Origin of the sequence: Gramella sp. Hel_I_59 (genome assembly GCF_006714895.1) — a bacterium.
GTDB lineage: Bacteria > Bacteroidota > Bacteroidia > Flavobacteriales > Flavobacteriaceae > Christiangramia.
This window is the reverse complement of record NZ_VFME01000001.1, coordinates 1,350,068-1,372,443: the sequence shown is the minus strand read 5'-3', so window position 1 is coordinate 1,372,443 and position 22,376 is coordinate 1,350,068. Positions and strand designations below refer to the sequence as shown.

Here is a 22,376-nt window from a genome sequence, read left to right as displayed (position 1 = left end):
TGATGAACCTTAATCTATTCATAAAGTTTTCAGAGTACATATGAACATAGAGCATATTTCCATTTTTTAAACTTTATTCCCGAAGTTGCTCTTCTTATATTGCAGCTTCAAATGCTACTATAAATGCCGCCAGAAGCCAGCCTGAGGTTTAAGATTTTCAACCTGCTCACTAATTTCGGAAAGATGCTTGGTTGCTATTTCCTTTTCTTCATACTACTGGCCGCTCTTCAATCTACATTTCCATCTTTTGATTACGATAAATATCAGCAAACCGAGATCTTCGAATTATTAAAAACACAACCATGGAAATTTGCTTTTATGGCGGCCATTTTCGCACCGGTCATGGAGGAAGGCATATTCCGAAGTTTACTTAAACCTACAGAATTCAGTCTCAAATTCTTTTTTTGCTGTGTTCTTTTTATGATTGGTATCGCATTTATCCCAGATGAAGCTCATTGGAGTCTGAAATATGGAGTACTTGGCGGGACTTTGCTGCTTGCTTTTTATGCCCTGGGAGAATTGATCCCGGAACATATTTTCAGAAAGACCTGTTACTGGCTTCATCGATATTATTTAATCAACTGGATTCTTGGTGCCATCATTTTCGGCTTTGTTCATATTTTCAATTACGTAGATACTTTTCAAATTGACCTGATATTATTCATTATGATCTTTCCTCGTATTATCGCAGGCTTTTTCTTCGGAAAAATTAAATTGGAGAATCGAGGACTAATCTGGCCTATGTTAATGCACAGCATGAATAATTCTATGGTACTGCTTTTTATACTTCCCTTAACCCTGTCAAATTAACAAAGCCTTAAAAGCATTCCCTTTCACTTTTTGTAACTTCTGAAACCAAAAAATAAAAGTTATGAAAGCAGCAGTAATTGAAGAAGCAGGAGGAGATTTTATCATTAAAGATGTAGATAAACCAAGTCCTTCAGCAAACGAAATTTTAATCAAAGTTGAAGCTTGTGGGATTTGCCATAGCGATAATTTTGTAAAAGAAGGCGGTTTCCCAGGTCTTGAATATCCTCGAATTCCCGGGCACGAAGTTGTGGGAATTATAGAAGAAATTGGAAAGGATGTTTCCAAATGGGAAAAAGGACAACGCGTTGGAGTTGGCTGGCATGGTGGTCATTGCTTTGAATGTGAGCCGTGTCGTCGCGGTGACTTTATAAGTTGTGAGAATGCCAAGGTAAGCGGGATTTCCTACGATGGTGGTTACGCAGAATACATGACGGCGCCTCAGGAAGCTGTGGCCAATATTCCAGAAGACCTTTCTTCAGCTGAAGCTGCGCCATTATTATGTGCCGGAATCACTGTTTTTAATGCTTTGAGAAATTCAGGAATACGAGCAGGTGATGTCGTTGCCGTTCAGGGAATTGGTGGACTGGGACACCTTGCAATTCAATATGCCGCGAAAATGGGAATGCGCACTGTAGCAGTTTCTCATAGTAATGACAAAAAAGAGCTTGCATCCAAACTGGGTGCTCATGAATTTATAAATACGAACGAAAAAAATGGTGCAGAGGAGCTTCAGAAATTAGGAGGAGCAAAATTAATCCTTGCTACTGCGCCACATAGCGATGCAATCACATCCATAGTAGACGGTTTAGGAATAGACGGAAAATTACTTATGGTTGCCGCAACGGGCGAACCTATAGAAGTTTCTCCTATGCAATTGCTTATGGGAAGAAAATCTGCCGCTGGATGGCCTAGCGGAACAGCTATAGATTCTGAAGACACCCTCAAATTTAGTGCGATGACAGGCACAAAACCTATGATCGAAGAATATAGTCTTGATAATGTTGCTGAAGCCTTTGAACAGATGATGAACAATAAGGCCAGGTTTAGAGTAGTACTGAAGATGTAAATTTTAAATTAAGAAGAATAACCGGAAAGTAAAAGCATTTATTTTCCGGTTTTTTTATGTTTATATTTGAGACTCATTCTTCAGGACAAACGTGAAAAACTTCATCTTCATATTCTTATTATCAGCCCTCCTGCTTACATCGTGCAAGGAAGAAAAATCAAATGGCCCAATCCAGGCAATAGAACCTACTGAAACCCGTCAGGTTTCAGATTACCATAAGCAATATCTCAAGGAGATATCCTATATCAAAACCAGATCCGACTCCTCCTCTACCGAAAACATGATCAAACTTGGTGGTGGAGAATATTTGATGGGTGGAAAATCTGATCAGGTAAAAAAAGATGAATTACCAGTTCATAAAGTGGAGATCAAATCTATATACGTAGATAAAACTGAAGTTACCAATGCCGAATTCGCTCAATTTGTAGAAGCTACCGGTTATGTTACTACTGCAGAGAGAAGTTTTGAGCTCAAAGGAAACACCTACGAACCCGGAGCTTTGGTTTTTGATCCCTATAACCCCGAATGGTGGTGGAAATTTGTGAAAGGTGCGAACTGGCAACATCCACAGGGTCCCGATTCCTCTATTGAAGGTAAGGGGAACTATCCCGTGGTGCAGGTTTCATGGTATGATGCAATGGCCTATGCTAAATGGGCCGGCAAAAGGCTACCAACAGAAGCTGAATTTGAATATTTTAATAGCGCCGGTCGTGATTCTCTAACTTACCATTGGGGAAATGATTTTGACATCGCCGCACAACATGCGAATTTCTACCAGGGTGAATTTCCAAAAAAGAATACTGTTGAGGATAATTTTGAAAAAATGGCACCTGTAAAAAGCTTTCCTGCGAATGACTTTGGTTTGTATGAAACTACAGGAAATGTTTGGGAATGGTGTCTGGACACCTATCATGACGATGCTTACTCCAGAACTTCTGAAATGAAAGATGGATATTTTAAACATTACTATAACATGGAGCAGGAAAAAGTGATACGCGGTGGTTCCTTTTTATGTGCTGAAAGTTATTGTAGCGGCTATCGTGTTTCGGCGAGAATGAGTTCAGTTCCGGATACTGGTTTAGAGCATACTGGTTTTCGGTGTGTAAAAGATATTTAATCGCAGGCCTGCTTGCTCCGGGAATCCATTAGGAATAGAATCTTCCAGTTCCCGTCCAACTTTACCAAATTGAAAACATTGGTTCCGCAATGTGATTTCTCACCATTATAAAAGAAGGTATACGGCGTTGCGACTGTTGCCAGCAGTCCGTTTTCTTCTATTCTATACTCATGTATTTTTTCTTCAAATTTCACATGCTTCGGAATGGAGGCAATACTTTTTACAAATTCTGGATAAGCTGAAGTACTGATAGTTGTTTTACCTTCAACATTCATACTTACAGATTTCAGCTGAAGTGATTGTGTAGCAAAAGTTTTAAGCTTTACGGTATCCTGCTCATGAAAAGCTTCGAAAAAATCTATAACCAATTGCTTCGGATTCTTTGTTTGTGCTTGGCTACTGAAGCAAATAAATATAAACGCCAGAAACATTAAGTTTTTCATAAGTCGAGGATTATTGACAGTGCTCTACGAATTTACTACTTTTACTGAAATTAAAATTTACGCGAATGTCGGTTGCCAAAAAACAGTACAAGAGAATAACAACAAAATCACTGGTAGATATGAAGTCCAACGGTGAAAAGATCAGCATGCTTACAGCATACGATTTCACTATGGCTCAGATCGTGGATGGCGCCGGTATCGATGTGATTTTGGTAGGTGATTCCGCAAGTAATGTAATGGCGGGTCATGAGACCACCCTTCCAATTACCCTGGACCAGATGATCTATCATGCAACCAGTGTTGTTAGAGCAATCAATCGTGCCCTGGTAGTCGTGGATCTTCCTTTTGGAAGTTACCAGAGTGATCCCAAGGAGGCATTGCGCTCTGCCATAAGGATCATGAAAGAAAGTGGTGGACATGCCGTAAAGCTTGAAGGTGGAAAAGAAGTCAAAGAAAGTATCAAGAGAATCATGCATGCGGGAATTCCGGTTATGGGACATCTTGGACTAACACCACAATCCATCTATAAATTTGGAACTTATACAGTTCGTGCAAAAGAAGAACAGGAAGCAGAAAAACTGAAGGCTGATGCCCTGATGCTTGAGAAAATTGGATGTTTTGCTATAGTTCTTGAGAAAGTTCCTGCCAAACTGGCCAAAGAAGTTGCCGCAAGTTTAACCATTCCAGTAATTGGGATCGGTGCAGGAAATGGTGTAGATGGCCAGGTACTGGTTGTTCACGATATGCTTGGAATGACTCACGAGTTTAATCCAAGATTCCTAAGACGATATGCAGATCTTCACGGAGAAATGACAAAAGCTTTTCAGAATTACAGAGATGATGTGAAAAGCAGCGCATTTCCTTCAGATGATGAACAATATTAGACTTAAAATATAGTATTGATCGATTGATTGGATCTTTCTAATTCTTTACAAAACTTAACTATTGAGTTCAGATAAAATAATTTCCACAAAGGATAATCTGCAGGTGCTGCATGAGGATAATCATATTATTATCGTCAATAAAAGACCGGGTGATATTGTCCAGGGAGATAAGACCGGTGACAAACCACTTTCTGAAGTGGTCAAGAGTTACATCAAAGAAAAATATAATAAACCAGGAAATGTTTATTTAGGCGTGGTTCACAGGCTGGATAGACCTACCAGCGGAATCGTGCTGTTTTCAAAAACTTCAAAAGCACTTCCAAGACTCAATAAATTATTTCAGGAAAAGGACGCGAAAAAAACGTATTGGGCCGTTGTTAAAGAGAAACCGCCCAGAGAAAGTGATGAGCTTATTCATTTTATGAAAAGGAATTCCAAGCAGAATAAATCCTATGCTCATAAAAATGAAGTGCCAGATTCTAAAAAAGCGATCCTCGACTATAAACTAATCAAAGAGCTTGATCGTTATTATGTACTGGAGATAGACCTTCACACGGGTAGGCATCACCAGATCAGGAGTCAGTTATCGGCAATTGGAAGTCCTATAAAAGGAGATCTTAAATATGGTTTTGATCGTAGCAACCGCGATGCAAGTATTCATCTTCACTCCAGAGAACTCAGGTTTATACATCCCGTGAAAAAAGAAGAGATCCATATCACGGCTCCTCCTCCAAAAGATCCTATCTGGGATGCAATTATGATATAATTAGAATTTACATACCGCCTTTTTACTATTTTTAACCAAAATATCTAAATATGAAATGGCAAGGTCGTAGACAAAGCGGGAATGTAGAGGATCGTAGAGGTTCCTCTGGTAAAGGTAAATTAATTGCCGGCGGAGGAATTATAGGTGTGATTTTCGTTATTGCGCAGTTTATTCTTAGCGATGGTGATGTTTCAGTATTACAACAACTGGAAGGATCTGGCAGTTCCCAGACTGAATCCCGTGAACTTACTGCGGAAGAAAAAGAAATGGGAGAATTTGTTGCAACCGTTCTTGCTGATACTGAAGATGTTTGGAATGATGTTTTTGCAGAAAACAATATGAACTACCAGGAACCTGGTCTTGTTCTTTTTAGCGATGCTGTACAAACAGCCTGTGGTGGTGCATCGTCTGCAAGCGGACCTTTCTATTGCCCTGCAGACCAGAAAATTTATATGGACCTTACTTTTTTCGATCAATTAAGACAAAGATTTGGCGCCAAAGGCGGTGATTACGCAGTGGCCTATGTGATGGCTCATGAAGTTGGTCACCATGTTCAGCATTTGATGGGAACGGCTGGAAAAGTTCGTAATCTTCAGCGGCAATCGAGTCAGACTGAAGCTAATGAACTATCTGTAGCGCTTGAGCTCCAAGCCGACTTCTATGCAGGAGTATGGACGAAGGAGAATCAGCAGTATTTGAGTGAAGGAGATATCGAAGAAGCGTTGAGTGCCGCGAATGCTGTTGGTGATGATGCCATACAGAAACGAACCAGTGGAAGTGTAAATCCAGATTCATTTACTCATGGAACTTCAGAACAACGTAAGGCCTGGTTTATGCGCGGATACAGAACCGGAGATATAAGACAGGGAGATACTTTTAAAGAAGTTTTAAACTAACTGCAATTGAATAATATTGAAAGCCACTTAGCCAAGTGGCTTTTTTTATACCCTCTAAATTATTTTTTGCTTCTTAGCGAACTAAGACTTTCTATAATAACCGCGCTTATGATCAGTGAACCACCTATCATGGTCTTTGCTGAAGGGATCTCGTTCAAGAAAATAGCTCCAAGCGCAATTCCATAAACCGGTTGTATACTACTCATAATACTCGCCGCAGTTATACTAAAATTCTTAAAACTCTTCAGGAATAAGGTATGCCCAATACAGGTTGTAAGCAAGGCAAGCGTTAGCAGTGGTTTCCATTGTTCCAGAACTTTAGCAACTTCAGAATAAAAGAAAGCAGGAGACAGTACTAAGGCGACCACCAGTATCTGGTAGAACATTAATGTAGATCCATTATAGCGTTCGATCTCTTTTTTCATTAGTAAATTCCGAAGAGAATAAAATACAGCAGATGCAATTCCGAAGAGTACGGCTATAAATGAGTTATTCTCCAGATCGAAATCGGGACTAAGAAAATATACCCCGAACAGCACTAAAAATCCCAGTGCAACATGAATCTTATTGAATCGGGTTTTAAATAATAATGGCTCCAGAAACGCAGTGATAACCGGATATGTAAATAAGGATAATAAAGCTATGGCAACGCTGGAATATTTAAGGGAATAGAAATAAGTCACCCAGTGAGCACCCATAAGCAGTCCTCCAGAAATCACTTTAAGAACATCTTTTCTCGAAGCGATTTTCAGGCTTATTCCCTGCCACTTGCAATAGGCATAAAATATCACAGCTGCCAAAACACAGCGATAGAAAATGGTAATTATGGGATCTAATGTGATATAACGACCCAAGGCTCCGGATGTGCTTATAAGCAACACCGCCAGGTTGAGCATTAGAATATTCGAAATATTGGTAGACTTTGGTGCGGTCATATCTGAATTTAACGCGAAGATGCGGCAGTTTTTTGCTGAATGATAGTTTTTACTGGAACATTTTCAATATTACTTTCCAGCCAGCTAATGATATCCAGGTATAAAAAAGCCCTTCTTTCATAAGGATGTTGCTCGAAAACTTTGAGAACAGCATGTAATTTCTTGAATTCATCTCTAATATCCAGAGGAGAAACATCCGGTAGCTTTCTCAAGAATTTGATCATCTCTTTCTGAACTTCATGCAGATCGTTCATTCTAATAAGAAACTTGTAGGTGGATTTCACAAGATGATCCAGATGATAATCGAGCCCGGCCTCATAATGTGCTACAAGATTGAGAATTCGAGAGAAACACATAAGATCTTCCCGCATTCCCAGTGATTTATTAGTGATGATCTTTTTTAGAAAAGCAATACACTTTTTATTATCCCCATCCCCAAAGTACAAACAGGCGATCTTGTAGTAAAATACCATTATGTGGTGCTCATCCAACCTGCCCTTAAATTTTGTGATCTTATCTGTGATCTTTTTGACGAGCTCCTGGTTATCTCCAAACTCCCCTTTCATAAACTTTAAATTCAGTTTATTGGAATAGACGTAGAGAAAAGAAAGTGCAGCAATATTATCATTATGTGGGATCTGTGCATCTCTTAAAGAACTTTCTAATTGTATTAAAGTCTTTTCAAAAAGCTCTGTATGATTTAAATAAAACAGTGATTCCAACAGGTAATGATTACCTTTTAAATAAGAAACAGGATGCACGGGAATCATATGATCATATTCTACGAAAAGTTCTTTCCATTTCATCGAATAGCGGTAACAGCCCAAAAAATCCTGAATTAAAAAACTATACCACATATGGGATTTATAAACCCATAATTTCTCTCGAAAACCAAGCTCTGAAAATGTATAATCGGGAAGTTGCTTTTTAAAATATTCCTTGATGGAAATTGCTTCTTCTTCAGTACGGCAATAGCCCTGTTTTAAAAATATTGCATATAATTCCAAAGAAAGATTCGATAGATCTCCCCACAATGAATTTAGCGCACTGATCTCTCGGGTTTGACGAATAAGTATATCTGCCCTGTTATTCATACTCCGGGTGATATACTGCGACTCTATGATCTTCTCAAGCTCCAGAACTTCGTAAGCAAGGTTCTTCTCTTCAAAATTTAGTGCCAGCAACTTCACTTTGTCCAGCAACTTTAAGCTCTGCTTATATAAACCTTTGTGATATAAGATATAGGCGAAATCAAGTTGTTCCCGAATTTGAACCGGAATACTCTGGTGTGCTGGATTGAGCCTTAGAGAAATTAAAAGCTGCTTGTATAGATGCGTTTTGACGTTGGAAAGCTGAAGCTTCGTAATACTGGTATTTTCAAGAATTTCAGCTTCATTGTATTTTTTCTGTTTTGAAATTACTTTATATAAATTCAGGAATTTTGAGTCTGAATTCACCCCAATTCTTCCAACATAAAGCGAAAACTGTCTTTTTTCTGAAGCAGATAAGGATTTGATTAAAGAAAACAGATTTTCGGTTAGATCATTGGTCATTGTAAAAGCAGGTTTACTAGTTCTTTGTGATTCAGTTAGTTATGTACTTTTTCCTTCGTTTTAATTACTGTAACATGTTGAGACTGTGACCAGAAAACTTGTAGTGAGACTGATACATTAGTTAAAGATAAAGCAAAATAAATCTCACATGCGTACTGAAAAGGTAGAAATTTTTGACACTACATTGAGGGACGGAGAACAAGTCCCCGGCTGCAAATTGAATACGGAACAGAAGAAGAAGATCGCTGCACGACTCGATGAACTTGGTGTTGATGTTATTGAAGCAGGTTTCCCGGTTTCAAGTCCTGGCGACTTTCAATCTGTTACCGAAATCTCAAAACTCGTAAAAAATGCGACGGTTTGCGGACTTACCCGCGCCGTAAAAAACGACATCAAGGTTGCTGCAGATGCGCTCAAATATGCCCGAAAGCCCAGAATTCACACAGGAATTGGAACTTCAGACTCTCATATTAAATATAAGTTCAAGTCCAGTCGTCCAGAGATTATCGAAAGAGCTGGTGAAGCCGTAGCTTATGCTAAAAGCTTCGTGGACGATGTTGAATTCTATGCGGAAGATGCTGGAAGAACTGAAAATGAATTCCTGGCAAAAGTTTGTACCGAAGCTGTGAAAAACGGTGCTACCGTTATAAATATTCCAGATACAACAGGATATTGCTTACCAGAAGAATATGGCAGAAAGATAAAATACTTAAAAGAAAATGTGGTTGGGATCGAGAATGTGATCATTTCCTGCCATTGCCATAATGACCTTGGACTGGCTACTGCAAATGCAATTGCCGGTATTACCAATGGAGCCAGGCAAATAGAATGCACCATCAATGGGATAGGAGAACGTGCTGGAAATACGGCCTTGGAAGAGGTCGTCATGATCTTAAGACAACATCCATATCTTGATTTGAATACAGATATTAATCCGCAGTTGTTGTACGACACCAGTAATATGGTCTCGAGAGAGATGGGTATGTACGTACAGCCAAACAAAGCAATCGTGGGTGCCAACGCATTTGCTCATAGTTCTGGGATTCACCAGGATGGCGTCATCAAGAATAGAGAAACATATGAAATCATTAATCCAGCCGATGTCGGGGTCACCGAGTCGGCTATTGTTTTAACTGCCCGTAGTGGTAGAGCAGCGCTTGCTTACAAAGCTAAAAAAATGGGTTATGATCTAACTAAGATAGAACTGGATCATGTTTACCTTGAGTTCTTAAGTTTTGCAGATGCTAAGAAACAGGTGGCAGACACTGATATTCATATAATCATGGATATCTTCAAAAAGAGTTCACGAGCAATTGCCTGATTTATTATGAAGAAAACTTTATTTGATAAAATTTGGGACTCCCATGTTGTTGAAAGCATACCTAACGGGCCGGACATTTTGTATATCGATAAACATTTGATACACGAAGTGACCAGTCCTCAGGCTTTTAATGAGTTGAAGGAAAGAAACATTCCCGTATTTCGGCCGGAACAGATCGTGGCTACGGCAGATCATAATACGCCAACCCAGGATCAGCATTTACCGGTCAGAGATCTTTTATCCAGAAAGCAACTAAAGGAGTTGAGTCAGAACTGTGAAGAGAACGATATTACGCTTTATGGCCTGGGACATCCCTATAATGGGATCGTTCATGTTATGGCCCCGGAGCTGGGAATCACTCAGCCCGGCATGACCATAGTTTGCGGTGACAGCCATACTTCTACTCATGGCGCTTTTGGAACGATTGCCTTCGGAATAGGAACCAGCCAGGTAACTCAGGTTTTTGCAAGCCAGTGTCTACTGGTAGAAAAACCAAAAAAACTTCGGGTGAATGTGAATGGAAAACTGAAGAAGGGAGTTTTACCTAAGGATGTAATCCTGTACATTATAAGTAAACTGGGAACAAACTCAGGTACCGGATACTTTTGTGAGTACGCAGGAGAAGTGTTTGAAGAAATGTCTATGGAAGGCCGAATGACGGTTTGCAATATGAGTATAGAAATGGGAGCGCGTGGTGGCCTTATTGCTCCAGATCAAACTACGATAGATTACGTGGAAGGCAGAGAATTTGCTCCTAAAGGCGCTGATTTTGATAGAATGACCGCATATTGGGAAATATTGAAAACTGATCCGGAAGCAGAATTTGACCAGGAATATTCGTTTGAAGCTGAAGACATAGAACCCATGATCACCTACGGAACAAACCCGGGAATGGGCATTAAACTCACCGGTAGTATTCCTGTGGAAGGAAATAAAAGCGATGCCAAGGCTTTAGCTTATATGGATTTCAAGCCGGGAGAAATTTTACTTGATAAACCTATCAACTATATTTTTATTGGTAGTTGCACGAATTCCAGAATTGAAGATTTTAGAGTTGCGGCATCTTATATCAAAGGAAAACAGAAAGCAGAAAATGTAAATGCTTTGATCGTTCCCGGAAGCCAGCAGGTGGCCATACAGATCAAGGAAGAAGGACTGGACAAGGTATTTGAAGAAGCCGGTTTTACTTTAAGACAACCAGGATGTTCGGCATGTCTGGCAATGAACGATGACAAGATCCCGGAAGGTGAATATTGTGTATCCACCAGTAATAGAAATTTTGAAGGAAGGCAGGGACCCGGTTCCAGGACAATTCTGGCAAGTCCATTGACCGCCGCAGCGACTGCTATTTCAGGAAAGATTTCAGATTATACGCTAACATTGAACTAATGGAGAAATTTATAACACTTACAGATACCGCCGTTCCTTTGGATGATGAAAATGTAGACACAGACCAGATCATTCCTGCTCGTTTTCTAAAAGCGACAGACAAAGCTGGTTTTGGTGAAAATCTTTTTAAGGACTGGCGATTTGATAAAAATGGAGATCCAAATGAGGATTTTGTATTAAACCAGGATAGGTTTTCAGGTTCGATATTGATCGCCGGAAATAATTTTGGATGTGGATCAAGCCGTGAACATGCCGCCTGGGCTATAAAAGCTTATGGTTTTAAAGTTGTTGTGTCCAGTTACTTTGCAGATATTTTTAAGGGTAATGCATTAAATAACGGACTACTTCCCGTTCAGGTAAGTCCCGATTTTCTTCATAAGCTGCTTATTTCAGTAGAGAAAGATCCGGAAGAAAAATTCATCATAGATCTTCAGAATCAATTTATAAAAATTGAAGGTTCTGCTGAAAAAGAACATTTTGACATAGATCCCTACAAAAAAACCTGCCTGATCAATGGATATGATGATATAGATTTTCTAACGAGTAAGTTGGAAGCTATTGAGAAATTTGAGCAGAAACGTAAAGCCATAGAACCTGTACCACAGGAAACCTTATAAAAATAATGTATGAAATTTAATATAGCTGTACTTCCCGGGGACGGGATTGGTCCTGAAATAACACAGCAGTCAATGAAAGTGCTGAAGGCTGTTGCAGATAGATTTGATCATGAGTTCAATTTTGAAGAAGCTGAAGTTGGCGCGGTAGCAATTGATAAGTTGGGGGATCCATTGCCTGAGACAACACTGGAACTCTGTAAAAGATCTGACGCTGTGCTTTTTGGGGCGATTGGTGATCCTAAATATGACAATGATCCTTCAGCGAAAGTAAGGCCGGAACAGGGCTTGCTACGCCTAAGAAAAGAATTAGGCCTTTTCGCTAACATTAGACCCGTAAAAGCTCATGAAAGTCTTATACACCAGTCACCGCTTAAAAGAGAAAATATTGAGGGAGCAGATATGATCATTTTCAGAGAACTTACCGGCGGAATATATTTTGGCGAGAAAAGCACTTCTGAAGACGGTCAAAGCGCTTCAGATCTTTGCACCTATTCCGTAGAAGAAATTGAACGCGTAGCTCACCTCGCTTTTAAAGCTGCGGAAACAAGGAGGAACAAATTAACGCTGGTAGATAAAGCTAATGTGCTGGAAACATCTCGTTTATGGCGAAAAACGGTTACTAAAATCGCTAAGGAGTACCCTGAAGTAGCAGTGGACTACTTATTCGTGGATAATGCAGCCATGCAAATGATCCTCAATCCCAGACAATTCGATGTGATTCTGACCGAAAATATGTTTGGTGATATTATTTCAGATGAAGCGAGTGTTATTGGTGGTAGTATCGGACTATTGGAATCTGCTTCCGTAGGAAATGAAAATGCACTTTTTGAACCCATACATGGATCATATCCCCAGGCCGCCGGGCAGGGAGTTGCAAATCCTTTGGCTTCTGTACTTTCTGCTGCGATGCTACTTGATCATTTAGGACTTAAAACTGAAGCTGAAACGGTTAGGATGGCGGTAGATCTAAGCTTAAAACTTAATGTTTGTACTATAGACATTAATAAAGATAATCATTACTCAACCGAAAGGGTTGGAGATTTTCTGGAAAGCGTCATTAGTGACACTGAAAATCATATTGTAAATAAGGAAAACCTGAGTTTAGGGCAAACGACCATTATTTAAATTTTAGTTCATGTTTGTAGACAGTAGCCTCCTGGAAATTTATTTTTCAGGAGGCGTGTCGTTTTATAACTGCTGCAATTTTGTCCTGATCATATTTAGTGAAAGATTATCCTTACTACCGGAATGAGTATGCTGCATGCCTTCGGTAGCTTTATAAGTGTCATTTTGGACCTGTTCTCCAATGATCTTGTACGCATCCCGAAATGACTTCCCTCCTATCACAAGTTCGTTGATACTGTCTACGGTAAACAGATATTTATATTTCTCGTCCGTGATATCGATATCTTTCACAATGATCTTGCTGATGGAATAGGTGAAAACATCCAGGATTTCTTTGATAGTTTCTACCGCATAAATACTATTCTCTTTGATAAGCTGGAAATCCCTGTGATATCCACTTGGAAGATTATTAGTGATCAGGATCATTTCATTTGCGATTGCCTGCAGCTTATTGCATTTTCCCCTGACGAGTTCGAAAACATCAGGATTTTTCTTGTGCGGCATGATACTGGAACCGGTTGTTAACTCATCCGGAAAAGTGATAAAATCAAAGTTCTGACTCATATACAAGCAAATATCCATAGCGAACCTGGAAAGTGTGTTTGCAAGAGATGAGATATTGGAAGTAACCGTGCGCTCACATTTCCCCCTACTCATCTGGGCAGCTACAACATTATACTTCTGGGTTGCAAAGCCTAATTCTTTGGTGGTAAATTCCCTGTCTATAGGAAATGAAGAGCCATATCCTGCAGCAGAACCCAGCGGATTTTGATCCACGATCTTTAGCCCGGCATCGAGTAAGTATAGATCATCAATTAATAATTCTGCGTAAGCTGAAAACCATAAACCAAAAGATGAAGGCATCGCCACCTGTAGATGTGTGTACCCGGGAAGCAATTTTTCCTTATGTTCCTCTGCAAGGTTTAAAAGTACATCGATCAAATTCCTGGTCTTTCCAGAAATCTCTAGCAGGTTTTCTTTAAAATACAATTGTTGAGCTACAAGAACCTGGTCGTTCCTTGATCGGGCCGTATGAATCTTTTTTCCAGTATCTCCCAGTTTGGAAGTGAGTTCGTATTCGATTTTGGAATGCACATCTTCAAATTCTTCTTCGATCTTAAATTCACCATTTTCGAGTTGCTGGTTCAATAGCTCCAATTCTGAAACTAATAAATCTACTTCCTGTGCTTCCAGAATTCCAACTTTCCCTAGCATCTTCGCGTGCGCTGTGGACGCCTGTATATCATATTTAGCTAGATGCATATCGAGTTCACGATCGTTTCCCACGGTAAATTTCTCGATCTGCTTATCTATTGAAATGCCTTTATCCCAGAGTTTCATAGTTTTTATTTTTTAGTATCCGTTATTCTAAACTGGTTTGACTTCGCTGAATTTCTGAATTCAAGATCTTATGAGAAGTTGAACAATTTCAGCCTAACATTATTACCATCGCTGCACTGAGCTTGTCGCACTTCGACAGGCTCAGTGCAACAATTTCAGTGATATTATTTCCTAAGTGTTTTTTCAAGCAATTTTATATACTTTTCAATACCTTCTTCGATCTCCTTTACATAAATAAATTCATCAGCCGAATGTGATCTGGTAGAATCTCCCGGTCCTAATTTTAGTGAAGGACAGCTCAACATCGCCTGGTCTGAAAGTGTTGGCGAGCCATAAGTTTCCATCCCTATTTCTATTCCTGCTTTTACAAGGTCATGATCTAGTGGGATCGAAGACGAATTCAATCTTAAACTTCTCGCAGTGATCTCATCTACTGGCGCTCTTTCTTTTAATATTTGCTCGATCTCTGCATTACTATATCTATCGTTTACCCTAACATCTATCACCAAATGCGTCTTAGCGGGCACTACATTATGCTGACTTCCAGCCTTGATCTGCGTGACCGTCACTTTCACTTCTCCCAGACTCTCTGAGACCTTCTCTAATTTAAAGTTTTCGAACCAGTTTAGAACTCTCGCAGTTTTATAGATCGAGTTAACAGTATTTGGATGAGCCGCATGCGAAGGAGTTCCTTTTACTACGGCATCGAAAACGATAAGACCTTTTTCAGCTACTGCAAGATTCATCAGGGTTGGTTCGCCAACAATCGCAACATCTATCTTCGGTAATTTTGGTAATAGTTCTGCAATCCCATTCTTTCCGTTGATCTCCTCTTCCGCGGTTCCGGCGAAAATGATATTATAACCTAAATTCTCTTCAGAATAAAGGTATGTGAATGTAGCCAACAGAGAAACAAGGCATCCACCAGCATCATTGCTACCAAGACCATATAATTTACCATTCTCAATTTTTGCCTTGAAAGGATCTCTGGTGTAAGCTGAATTTGGTTTTACCGTGTCATGATGTGAATTCAGCAACAGATTTGGTTTTGTATCATCGAAATGCTTACTGGTCGCCCAGACATTATTGAGGCTTCGCTGATGCGGAATATTGTGGTCTGTAAACCATCGTTCAAGCCAGTCTGCAGTTTTATCTTCTTCCCCTGAAAAAGATTGGGTCCTGATGAGGTTCTGCAATAGTTGCAATGCTTCCTTCTGAAGTTCTTTAATCTGCATTAGTTTAAAATTTTTGTATGTTTTGAACCCTTTTTCAAAAGTTCTGCATCTCCTAAAAAGACGGTTGAAACTCCCCTATTGATCGCTTCAAAGCAATTATGAAGTTTTGGCAACATCCCATCTGTGATCACTTTCGAAGCTTTCAATTGCTGATAATTATCTGAATTCAATTCAGCAATTACTGAATCATCATCATCCATATTCTTTAGAACTCCTTTCTTTTCTGAACAGTAAAAAAGCTGGGTTGTATAGATACTGCTCATAGCAATCGCTATTTCTGAAGCTACCGAATCTCCGTTAGTATTTAGCAAAACTCCTTCTTCCGTAGAAGAAATCGCTGAAAACACGGGCACGATCTCCTGTTTCAAGAGTGATTTGATAAATTCTGTATTTACCTTGACCACATCCCCTACCAGGCCATAATCAATTTCTTTAACTTCACGTTTTCTAGAAATTAGTACGTTAGCATCTGCTCCGCAAAGTCCGATCGCGTTTTGTTTATTTCCCTGCAATTTTGCAACGATACTTTTGTTTAAAAGTCCGCCGTAAACCATCGTGATCACTTCCATAGAATTCTTATCTGTAATTCTTCTGCCATCTATCATCTGAGTCTTATAGCCTAATTTTCCTGCGACTTCAGTAGCTTTATTTCCACCTCCGTGTACAAGGATCTTAGGACCTTTCAGCTGAACAAAATCTTTGAGGAAAGAATCGAGCAGCTCTTGGTTTTCGATGAGCTTACCTCCTATTTTAATGACATTAAGAACATCTGTCGCCGGATTATGAACTATTTCGAGCATTCCAATAATTTTTTTAACACCGCTTGTGCTGCATAGGTTCTGTTATTCGCCTGCTGGATCACAATAGAATTATCACTATCCAGGATATCATCAGCGATCACGACGTTTCTTCTAACAGGAAGACAATGCATCACTTTTGCGTTATTGGTTTTCTTTAATTTAGCCTGATCTACGGTCCAATTTTCTTCAACCTCGAGTACCTGACCGTATTTTTCATAACTACTCCAGTTTTTTACATACACAAAGTCGGCGTCCTTAAAGGCTTTTTTCTGGTCATGCTCCACACGAACATTCTTTCGAATTTTTGGATCCAGATCATAACCTTCAGGATTAGCGATCACAAGATCAACTTCCATTTTCTGCATCACTTCAGTAAAAGAATTCGCTACAGATTGTGGTAAGGCTTTTGGGTGCGGAGCCCATGTCAATACTACCTTTGGTCGAGATTTCCCACTTAATTCCTGAATGGTAATCGCATCTGTTAAAGCCTGCAACGGGTGGCCAGTAGCGCTTTCCAGATTCACTATGGGAACTGAAGCGTACTTTTTAAAACTATTCATCACCACTTCAGTTTCATCCTTCTCCCTGTCTTTAAGGCCTGGAAATGCCCGTACCGCGATGATATCGCAATATTGTGAAAGTACAGCAGCTGCTTCTTTTATATGTTCTGCCTTGTCTGAATTCATAATCGCACCATCCTCAAATTCCAAGGCCCAACCATCTTTATCAGCATTCATGACCATCACCTCCATACCCAATAATCTGGCCGCCTTTTCAGTGCTTAGACGGGTACGAAGACTTGGATTGAAGAATAACATCCCCAGAGTCTTACCTTTTCCAGGTTTTTCTTCTGAAGGATTCGATTTCATACCTCTTGCGTCATGGATCAAAGTTTTAAGATCCTCAATATCTGATAGGTTTATATAGTTTTTCATTCTTATATTTTTTCTGAAAACCGAAGTTTACTAACTCTGCTAATTATTTTTTCTGAAGTGTTCCTTAGGAAGTTTCAGAGCTTATTTTTTGATTTTTTAATGCTTGCTGTAAAGCTTCAAAAAAGACTTGAAAATGTTTTTTCTGAATATTTAATGGTGGAAGGATTCGCAGTAGTTTTTTATTAGATGAAGCCCCGGTGAATACCTGGAAGTCAAATAGAAGCTCCTTCCGAAGTGCAGCGATTTCAAAGTCAAACTCCAGTCCTATCATCAAACCACGACCTTTTATCTTTTTTATTTCTGAAATCTTAGCTGCTTCCTCCCGAATATATTCTGAAACTTCAGCAGCATTATGCATCAGGTTTTCTTCTTTGATAGTATCCAAAACTGAAATCGCCGCAGCACAAGCGAGATGATTTCCGCCAAAAGTCGTACCCAGCATTCCGTAGCGAGGAGAAATATTACGGTCGATCAAAATTCCGCCAACAGGGAAACCATTACCCATCCCTTTAGCCATACTAATAATATCTGGCCTGATGCCATGCTTCTGAAAAGCAAAGAAATCACCGGTTCTACCAAAACCAGACTGTACCTCATCTGCGATTAGCATGACATCGTACTCCTTACAAATATCGGCCGCAGCCTTGTAGAAACCGGAGTCTGCTTCATCCAGTCCGCCAACACCCTGGATCACTTCAAAAATAACCGCCGCAACATCCCCTTTTCTAAATTCAGTTTCTAATGCAGCTATATTATTAAATGCCAATCGGGTAGCCTTATGACCTTTATTAAATGGTGCTTTGATAGTTTCATTATCGGTAATCGCCACTACGCCAGAAGTTCTACCGTGAAAAGCATTCTCGAAGTAAATGATCCTGTCCTTGCCCGTATGGAAAGAAGCAACTTTTAGTGCATTTTCATTCGCTTCAGCTCCAGAGCTACATAAGAACAGCGTATAATCCCTGATTCCAGAAATTTCTTCCAGTTTACCAGCAAGTTCATTTTGCAGGGGATTTTTGATGGAATTGGAATAAAAGCCAAGTTGTGCCACCTGAGCATGTATGGCCTGTACATAGTTTGGATGCCCATGACCAATTGAGATGACCGCGTGACCTCCATAAAGATCCAGGTATTTCCTGCCGCTTTCATCATAAACATAGCAACCATCGCCTTTTACCGGCGTGATATCGTATAATGGGTAAACATCAAATAACTCCATAATTACTGGTCTGATATTGTATTAATCTTTTTAAAAGAGGCTTGTATCCCTTTAATTAGCGAGGAACTCAGGCCGTTATGCTCCATCTCGTTAAGACCTTCTATGGTGCAGCCTCGTGGAGTGGTTACCTTATCGATCTCTTCCTCCGGGTGTTTTCCGGATTCTATCAAAAGACTGGCGGCTCCCAAGCAGGTCTGCATAGAAAGCTCCTGAGCATCTTTCGCATCAAACCCGAGTTGTACAGCTCCCTGAGTGGTCGCACGTATTAAACGCAGCCAGAATGCGACACCACTCGCGCAAATAACCGTCGCAGCCTGCATTTTGTTCTCAGGAATGATAATACTTGTTCCAAGCCTGTTAAAAATAGCTTCAGCGATCTTAATTCTTTTTTCACCTGCTTCATTACTACACAAACAGGTCATGGATTTCCCAACAGCAATCGCCGTATTGGGCATTGACCTGATAATGTAATGATCCTGACCAATGATCGCTTCGATTCTGGGTATCTTAAAACCGGTTACTGTTGAGATCAAAACATGCTTATCTGTAAGTTCATCTTTGATCTCCTCAAGAATGCGTTCAAACTGCGTGGGCTGCACGGCAAAGATCAGAATGTCAGAATTTCTTACTGCCTTCAGGTTATCTGAAGTTACATGAACCTTTGCATATTCTTCAAAATCCTGGATATCTTCAATCTTTCTTTTACTTAGGTAAAGCGTGGTAAACGCATTACTGAAGATAAGGCCCTTCGCTATGGAAACACCCAGATTCCCTGCACCTATAATTGCTATTTTCATATCGCTTTAATTATCAATCATTCTTGTGTAATAGATAAAATCATCCAATTCTGAAATTTTAGAAATAACTTGCTTTTAGATTTAAACCTGTTTTCTCTTCAAAGCCAAACATTAGATTCATATTTTGAACAGCCTGTCCAGAAGCACCTTTCAGTAAATTATCGATCACACTTGTAATCAATAATTTGTCATCAAATTTTTGCAACCTCAACAAGCACTTATTAGAATTCACTACTTGCTTTAAGTGTAATTCCTCTTCAGTAACAAAAGTGAATGCAGCATTTTTATAGAATTCAGAATACATCAATTTTGCCTCTTCCAGCTCACCTTCAAATTTTGTGTATGCAGTTGCATGAATACCTCTTGAAAAATTTCCTCTATTCGGAATAAAATTGATCGCGGCACTATGATTTTCCTGAAGCTGCTTTAGACTCTGCCCGATTTCCTGCAAATGCTGATGCTCAAAACTTTTATATGCTGAAAAATTATTGTCTCTCCAGGTAAATTGTGTTGTTTTAGAAAGCGAAGTACCGGCACCCGTCGCACCCGTTACGGCATTCACATGGACGTCTTCCAGCAGTAAACCTGCCTGCGCCAATGGAAGAATTGCCAGGCTAATCGCAGTAGCAAAACATCCCGGGTTCGCAATAAAACTCGCAGACTGGATCTTATCCTTATTTATTTCCGGAAGACCATAAACAAAAGCGTGATCATTCGATTTCATTCTGAAATCTGTGCTTAGATCTACGATTTTCGTTCTTTCTGAAAACTCATTCTCTGAAAGAAACTTTCTGGAATTTCCATGTCCAAGACAAAGAAAAACTACATCTGCTTCCTTATTGATCAGGTTGGTGAACTTAAGTTCAGTCTCTCCAATAAGATCCTGATGAATACTGTGAACAGGCTTGCCGGGTTGAGAAGTACTGTAGACAAAATTCAGGTTTACTTCAGGATGGTATAATAAAATCCTGATCAATTCTCCCGCAGTATAACCTGCTCCTCCAATAATTCCTGCCTCTATCATGAATCCTGATTTACGTGTTGGTATATCTTTCCTGAGTTAGAAAGGATTTTAATGAATCCTTTGGCATCTTCGGCTGTCCAGGCTTTGTTCTCCTCACCATAATTCCCAAAGCTGCTGTTCATAAGGTCATTCGGCGAGCTAATCCCATCCAGCGTAAAATGGTAAGGTTTCAGGCTTATAAAAACATCACCGGTGACCTTGGATTGAGAACTCTGTAACTGGGCTTCGAAATCTCTCATTACAGGATCCAGGTATAATCCTTCATGCAGATGCATCCCATACCAGTTCGAGGTATAATCTTTATGTTGTAATTGCCATTTGCTTAGGGTATGCTTCTCTAGAAGATGATGCGCTTTAATAGTGATAAGTGCTGCAGCTGCTTCAAAACCTACTCTGCCTTTAATTCCTATGATCGTATCACCTACATGAATGTCTCTCCCAATTGCATATTTTGAGGCGATACCTTCGAGGATTTCTATATTCTGCACAGGTTTGTTTTCATTTCCATCAATAGCAGTAAGCTCACCATGTGTAAATGATAACTTAATTTGCTTTGGTTGCTTTGCCTCCAATTGAGAAGGGAAAGCCTCTTGCGGCAATGCTTTTTCTGAAGTTAAAGTTTCTGCTCCTCCAACACTGGTTCCCCAAAGGCCTTTATTAACCGAATACTTTGCTTTATCCCAGTTCATCTCGACCCCTTTACTTTTAAGGTATTCAATCTCTTCCTGTCTGCTTAGTTGTTTATCTCTTATAGGAGTTATAATCTGTATATCTGGAGCAATGATCTGGAAGATCATATCAAATCGAACCTGGTCGTTTCCTGCACCGGTGCTGCCATGGGCGATATATCCAGCACCTGTTTTTTTCGCGTAATTCACGATTTCCATGGCCTGTACGATCCTCTCTGCACTTACAGATAAAGGATAGGTATCATTCTTTAGAACATTTCCAAATATGAGATATTTCACCACTTTTTCGTAAAAAGAGTTGACCGCATCGATATTTTTGAAGCTACTTGCTCCTATTTTTTTAGCGTTTTCATCAATATTTTTTATTTCTTCTTCTGAAAATCCTCCGGTATTCACACTTACGGCATGAACTTCAAAACCTTCTTCTTCAGATAAATATTTTGCACAATATGAGGTATCCAGTCCTCCACTATATGCTATAACTACTTTTTTCATAACTAACTATTATTCTATGATTCAACCAGCAATAATTCAGGTCGATTTAACTTTCATTCTACACTGAAGGATCTTTTACAAATCCAGTTCGGGTTTTCGTATCTGCATTCAACCCTTTTCCTTCTTATAGAAAAGAGTTTGCTTGATATGCTTTAATCGCTGAAATGCCTTTTCGTTGAATTTACTTTTAGGCTTCTCGACCATCTTAGGATTTTTCTTCTTCTCGGGATCATACATCATTCCTGTACACAAACACATCTTATGATCTGTTCGGGTAAGTACATCGTAATTCTTACAGGTCTGGCATCCTTTCCAGAATGTCTCATCATCGGTAAGTTCAGAAAAGGTGACCGGTTGATAGCCCAGATCATAATTGATCTTCATGACTGCTAAACCTGTGGTGATCCCGAATATTTTAGCTTCCGGATATTTCTTACGGGAATGATCAAAAATGACATTTTTGATATCTTTCGCCAGTCCCTGATTTCTAAAATCGGGATGGACAATGAGTCCGGAATTGGCCACATACTTGTCGTGGCTCCAGGTTTCTATATAACAGAAACCGGCAAACTTTTCCTCTTCGAGAGCGATCACAGCGTTTCCTCTCTCCATCTTATTGATGATATATTCAGGAGTTCTGCGCGCAATACCAGTACCCCGAACCTTTGCCGATTCTTCGATAGTATTACAAATGATCTCAGCATAGGAAGCGTGAGATTTATTAGCAATGAGAATTTTCATCTGCTAAAAGATTTATGTTGGAAATTATATTTTGATCTGGGTTTTCGAGAGCGGAACCGGACTCACCTAAGTTCCATAGATATATAGACGCACTTACGTGCGACGGGGAAAACGGCGGCGCATAAGGGAAATATCAGAAAATGATCTAATATTTAATTTGTATTCTATGCCGTTTATG

General features: G+C 39.7%; 22 protein-coding genes. 10 read left to right on the top strand and 12 right to left on the bottom strand.

The genetic code is table 11. The annotated features are described in order from the left end of the window. The first annotated feature begins 123 nt into the window (after positions 1-123). The 3 genes from JM79_RS06300 (at position 124) to JM79_RS06290 (ending at position 2,993) form a co-directional block, all read left to right on the top strand. On the top strand, positions 124-810 hold the full coding sequence (locus JM79_RS06300) for a CPBP family glutamic-type intramembrane protease (RefSeq protein ID WP_260443388.1): 687 nt from the start codon (positions 124-126) through the stop codon (positions 808-810). Between the two features lie 61 nt (positions 811-871). Further along, on the top strand, positions 872-1,876 hold the full coding sequence (locus JM79_RS06295) for an alcohol dehydrogenase (protein ID WP_141877331.1): 1,005 nt from the start codon (positions 872-874) through the stop codon (positions 1,874-1,876). A 91-nt stretch (positions 1,877-1,967) separates the two neighbouring features. Then, positions 1,968-2,993 (top strand): formylglycine-generating enzyme family protein, encoded by a 1,026-nt coding sequence (locus tag JM79_RS06290; RefSeq protein WP_141877330.1) that lies wholly within the window; start codon positions 1,968-1,970, stop codon positions 2,991-2,993. Here JM79_RS06290 and JM79_RS06285 read toward each other — a convergent pair. Continuing rightward, positions 2,990-3,436: a nuclear transport factor 2 family protein gene (locus tag JM79_RS06285; protein ID WP_141877329.1), complete on the bottom strand. Its 447-nt coding sequence runs from the start codon at positions 3,434-3,436 to the stop codon at positions 2,990-2,992. The genes JM79_RS06290 and JM79_RS06285 overlap by 4 nt on opposite strands. Before the next feature lie 65 nt (positions 3,437-3,501). Here JM79_RS06285 and panB point away from each other — a divergent pair, with 65 nt between their 5' ends. From panB to JM79_RS06270, 3 genes are all read left to right on the top strand, one after another. Beyond that, on the top strand, positions 3,502-4,320 hold the full coding sequence (gene panB, locus JM79_RS06280) for a 3-methyl-2-oxobutanoate hydroxymethyltransferase (protein WP_141877328.1): 819 nt from the start codon (positions 3,502-3,504) through the stop codon (positions 4,318-4,320). A gap of 61 nt (positions 4,321-4,381) precedes the next feature. Next, complete coding sequence (locus JM79_RS06275) at positions 4,382-5,086, top strand: RluA family pseudouridine synthase (protein WP_141877327.1); 705 nt, start codon at positions 4,382-4,384, stop codon at positions 5,084-5,086. A 50-nt stretch (positions 5,087-5,136) separates the two neighbouring features. Beyond that, entirely contained in the window at positions 5,137-5,982 is an 846-nt protein-coding gene (locus tag JM79_RS06270; RefSeq protein WP_141877326.1) for a neutral zinc metallopeptidase, read from the top strand. Between the two features lie 59 nt (positions 5,983-6,041). On the opposite strand, the gene JM79_RS06265 is transcribed toward JM79_RS06270, so the two are convergent. Both JM79_RS06265 and JM79_RS06260 read right to left on the bottom strand, forming a co-directional pair. After that, complete coding sequence (locus tag JM79_RS06265) at positions 6,042-6,917, bottom strand: DMT family transporter (RefSeq protein WP_141877325.1); 876 nt, start codon at positions 6,915-6,917, stop codon at positions 6,042-6,044. 8 nt (positions 6,918-6,925) lie between these two features. Then, the gene (locus tag JM79_RS06260) at positions 6,926-8,470 is read right to left on the bottom strand and encodes a hypothetical protein (protein ID WP_141877324.1); all 1,545 of its coding nucleotides are present in this window, start codon (positions 8,468-8,470) and stop codon (positions 6,926-6,928) included. Between the two features lie 148 nt (positions 8,471-8,618). Here JM79_RS06260 and JM79_RS06255 point away from each other — a divergent pair, with 148 nt between their 5' ends. From JM79_RS06255 to leuB, 4 genes are read left to right on the top strand one after another with little or no spacing between them, the layout of a single operon-like run. Continuing rightward, positions 8,619-9,791 (top strand): 2-isopropylmalate synthase, encoded by a 1,173-nt coding sequence (locus JM79_RS06255; RefSeq protein ID WP_141877323.1) that lies wholly within the window; start codon positions 8,619-8,621, stop codon positions 9,789-9,791. Positions 9,792-9,797: 6 nt separating this feature from the next. Further along, on the top strand, positions 9,798-11,180 hold the full coding sequence (leuC, locus tag JM79_RS06250; RefSeq protein ID WP_141877322.1) for a 3-isopropylmalate dehydratase large subunit: 1,383 nt from the start codon (positions 9,798-9,800) through the stop codon (positions 11,178-11,180). Beyond that, on the top strand, positions 11,180-11,797 hold the full coding sequence (gene leuD / locus JM79_RS06245; protein WP_141877321.1) for a 3-isopropylmalate dehydratase small subunit: 618 nt from the start codon (positions 11,180-11,182) through the stop codon (positions 11,795-11,797). The genes leuC and leuD overlap by 1 nt, the downstream gene beginning before the upstream one ends. A gap of 9 nt (positions 11,798-11,806) precedes the next feature. Then, a complete protein-coding gene (leuB, locus tag JM79_RS06240) occupies positions 11,807-12,922 on the top strand; it encodes a 3-isopropylmalate dehydrogenase (protein WP_141877320.1) in 1,116 nt (371 codons plus the stop codon). A 63-nt stretch (positions 12,923-12,985) separates the two neighbouring features. On the opposite strand, the gene argH is transcribed toward leuB, so the two are convergent. From argH to JM79_RS06195, 9 genes are all read right to left on the bottom strand, one after another. Further along, a complete protein-coding gene (gene argH / locus JM79_RS06235) occupies positions 12,986-14,263 on the bottom strand; it encodes an argininosuccinate lyase (RefSeq protein ID WP_141877319.1) in 1,278 nt (425 codons plus the stop codon). A gap of 164 nt (positions 14,264-14,427) precedes the next feature. After that, a complete protein-coding gene (locus JM79_RS06230; protein ID WP_141877318.1) occupies positions 14,428-15,498 on the bottom strand; it encodes a M20 family metallo-hydrolase in 1,071 nt (356 codons plus the stop codon). Continuing rightward, positions 15,498-16,298, bottom strand: coding sequence for an acetylglutamate kinase (gene argB / locus JM79_RS06225; RefSeq protein ID WP_141877317.1), 801 nt, complete (start codon positions 16,296-16,298; stop codon positions 15,498-15,500). The genes JM79_RS06230 and argB overlap by 1 nt, the downstream gene beginning before the upstream one ends. Beyond that, complete coding sequence (locus JM79_RS06220; protein ID WP_141877316.1) at positions 16,286-17,233, bottom strand: N-acetylornithine carbamoyltransferase; 948 nt, start codon at positions 17,231-17,233, stop codon at positions 16,286-16,288. The genes argB and JM79_RS06220 overlap by 13 nt, the downstream gene beginning before the upstream one ends. Positions 17,234-17,297: 64 nt before the next feature. Then, entirely contained in the window at positions 17,298-18,452 is a 1,155-nt protein-coding gene (locus tag JM79_RS06215) for an aminotransferase class III-fold pyridoxal phosphate-dependent enzyme (protein WP_141877315.1), read from the bottom strand. A 2-nt stretch (positions 18,453-18,454) separates the two neighbouring features. Further along, positions 18,455-19,249, bottom strand: coding sequence for a pyrroline-5-carboxylate reductase (gene proC, locus JM79_RS06210; RefSeq protein WP_141877314.1), 795 nt, complete (start codon positions 19,247-19,249; stop codon positions 18,455-18,457). A 58-nt stretch (positions 19,250-19,307) separates the two neighbouring features. Next, positions 19,308-20,273: an N-acetyl-gamma-glutamyl-phosphate reductase gene (gene argC / locus JM79_RS06205; protein WP_141877313.1), complete on the bottom strand. Its 966-nt coding sequence runs from the start codon at positions 20,271-20,273 to the stop codon at positions 19,308-19,310. Continuing rightward, positions 20,270-21,457 carry an argininosuccinate synthase gene (argG, locus tag JM79_RS06200; protein WP_141877312.1) on the bottom strand — a complete coding sequence of 396 codons (1,188 nt, stop codon included), beginning with the start codon at positions 21,455-21,457 and terminating at the stop codon, positions 20,270-20,272. The genes argC and argG overlap by 4 nt, the downstream gene beginning before the upstream one ends. A 108-nt stretch (positions 21,458-21,565) precedes the next feature. Beyond that, on the bottom strand, positions 21,566-22,198 hold the full coding sequence (locus JM79_RS06195; RefSeq protein WP_141877311.1) for a GNAT family N-acetyltransferase: 633 nt from the start codon (positions 22,196-22,198) through the stop codon (positions 21,566-21,568). Between the last annotated feature and the right edge of the window lie 178 nt (positions 22,199-22,376).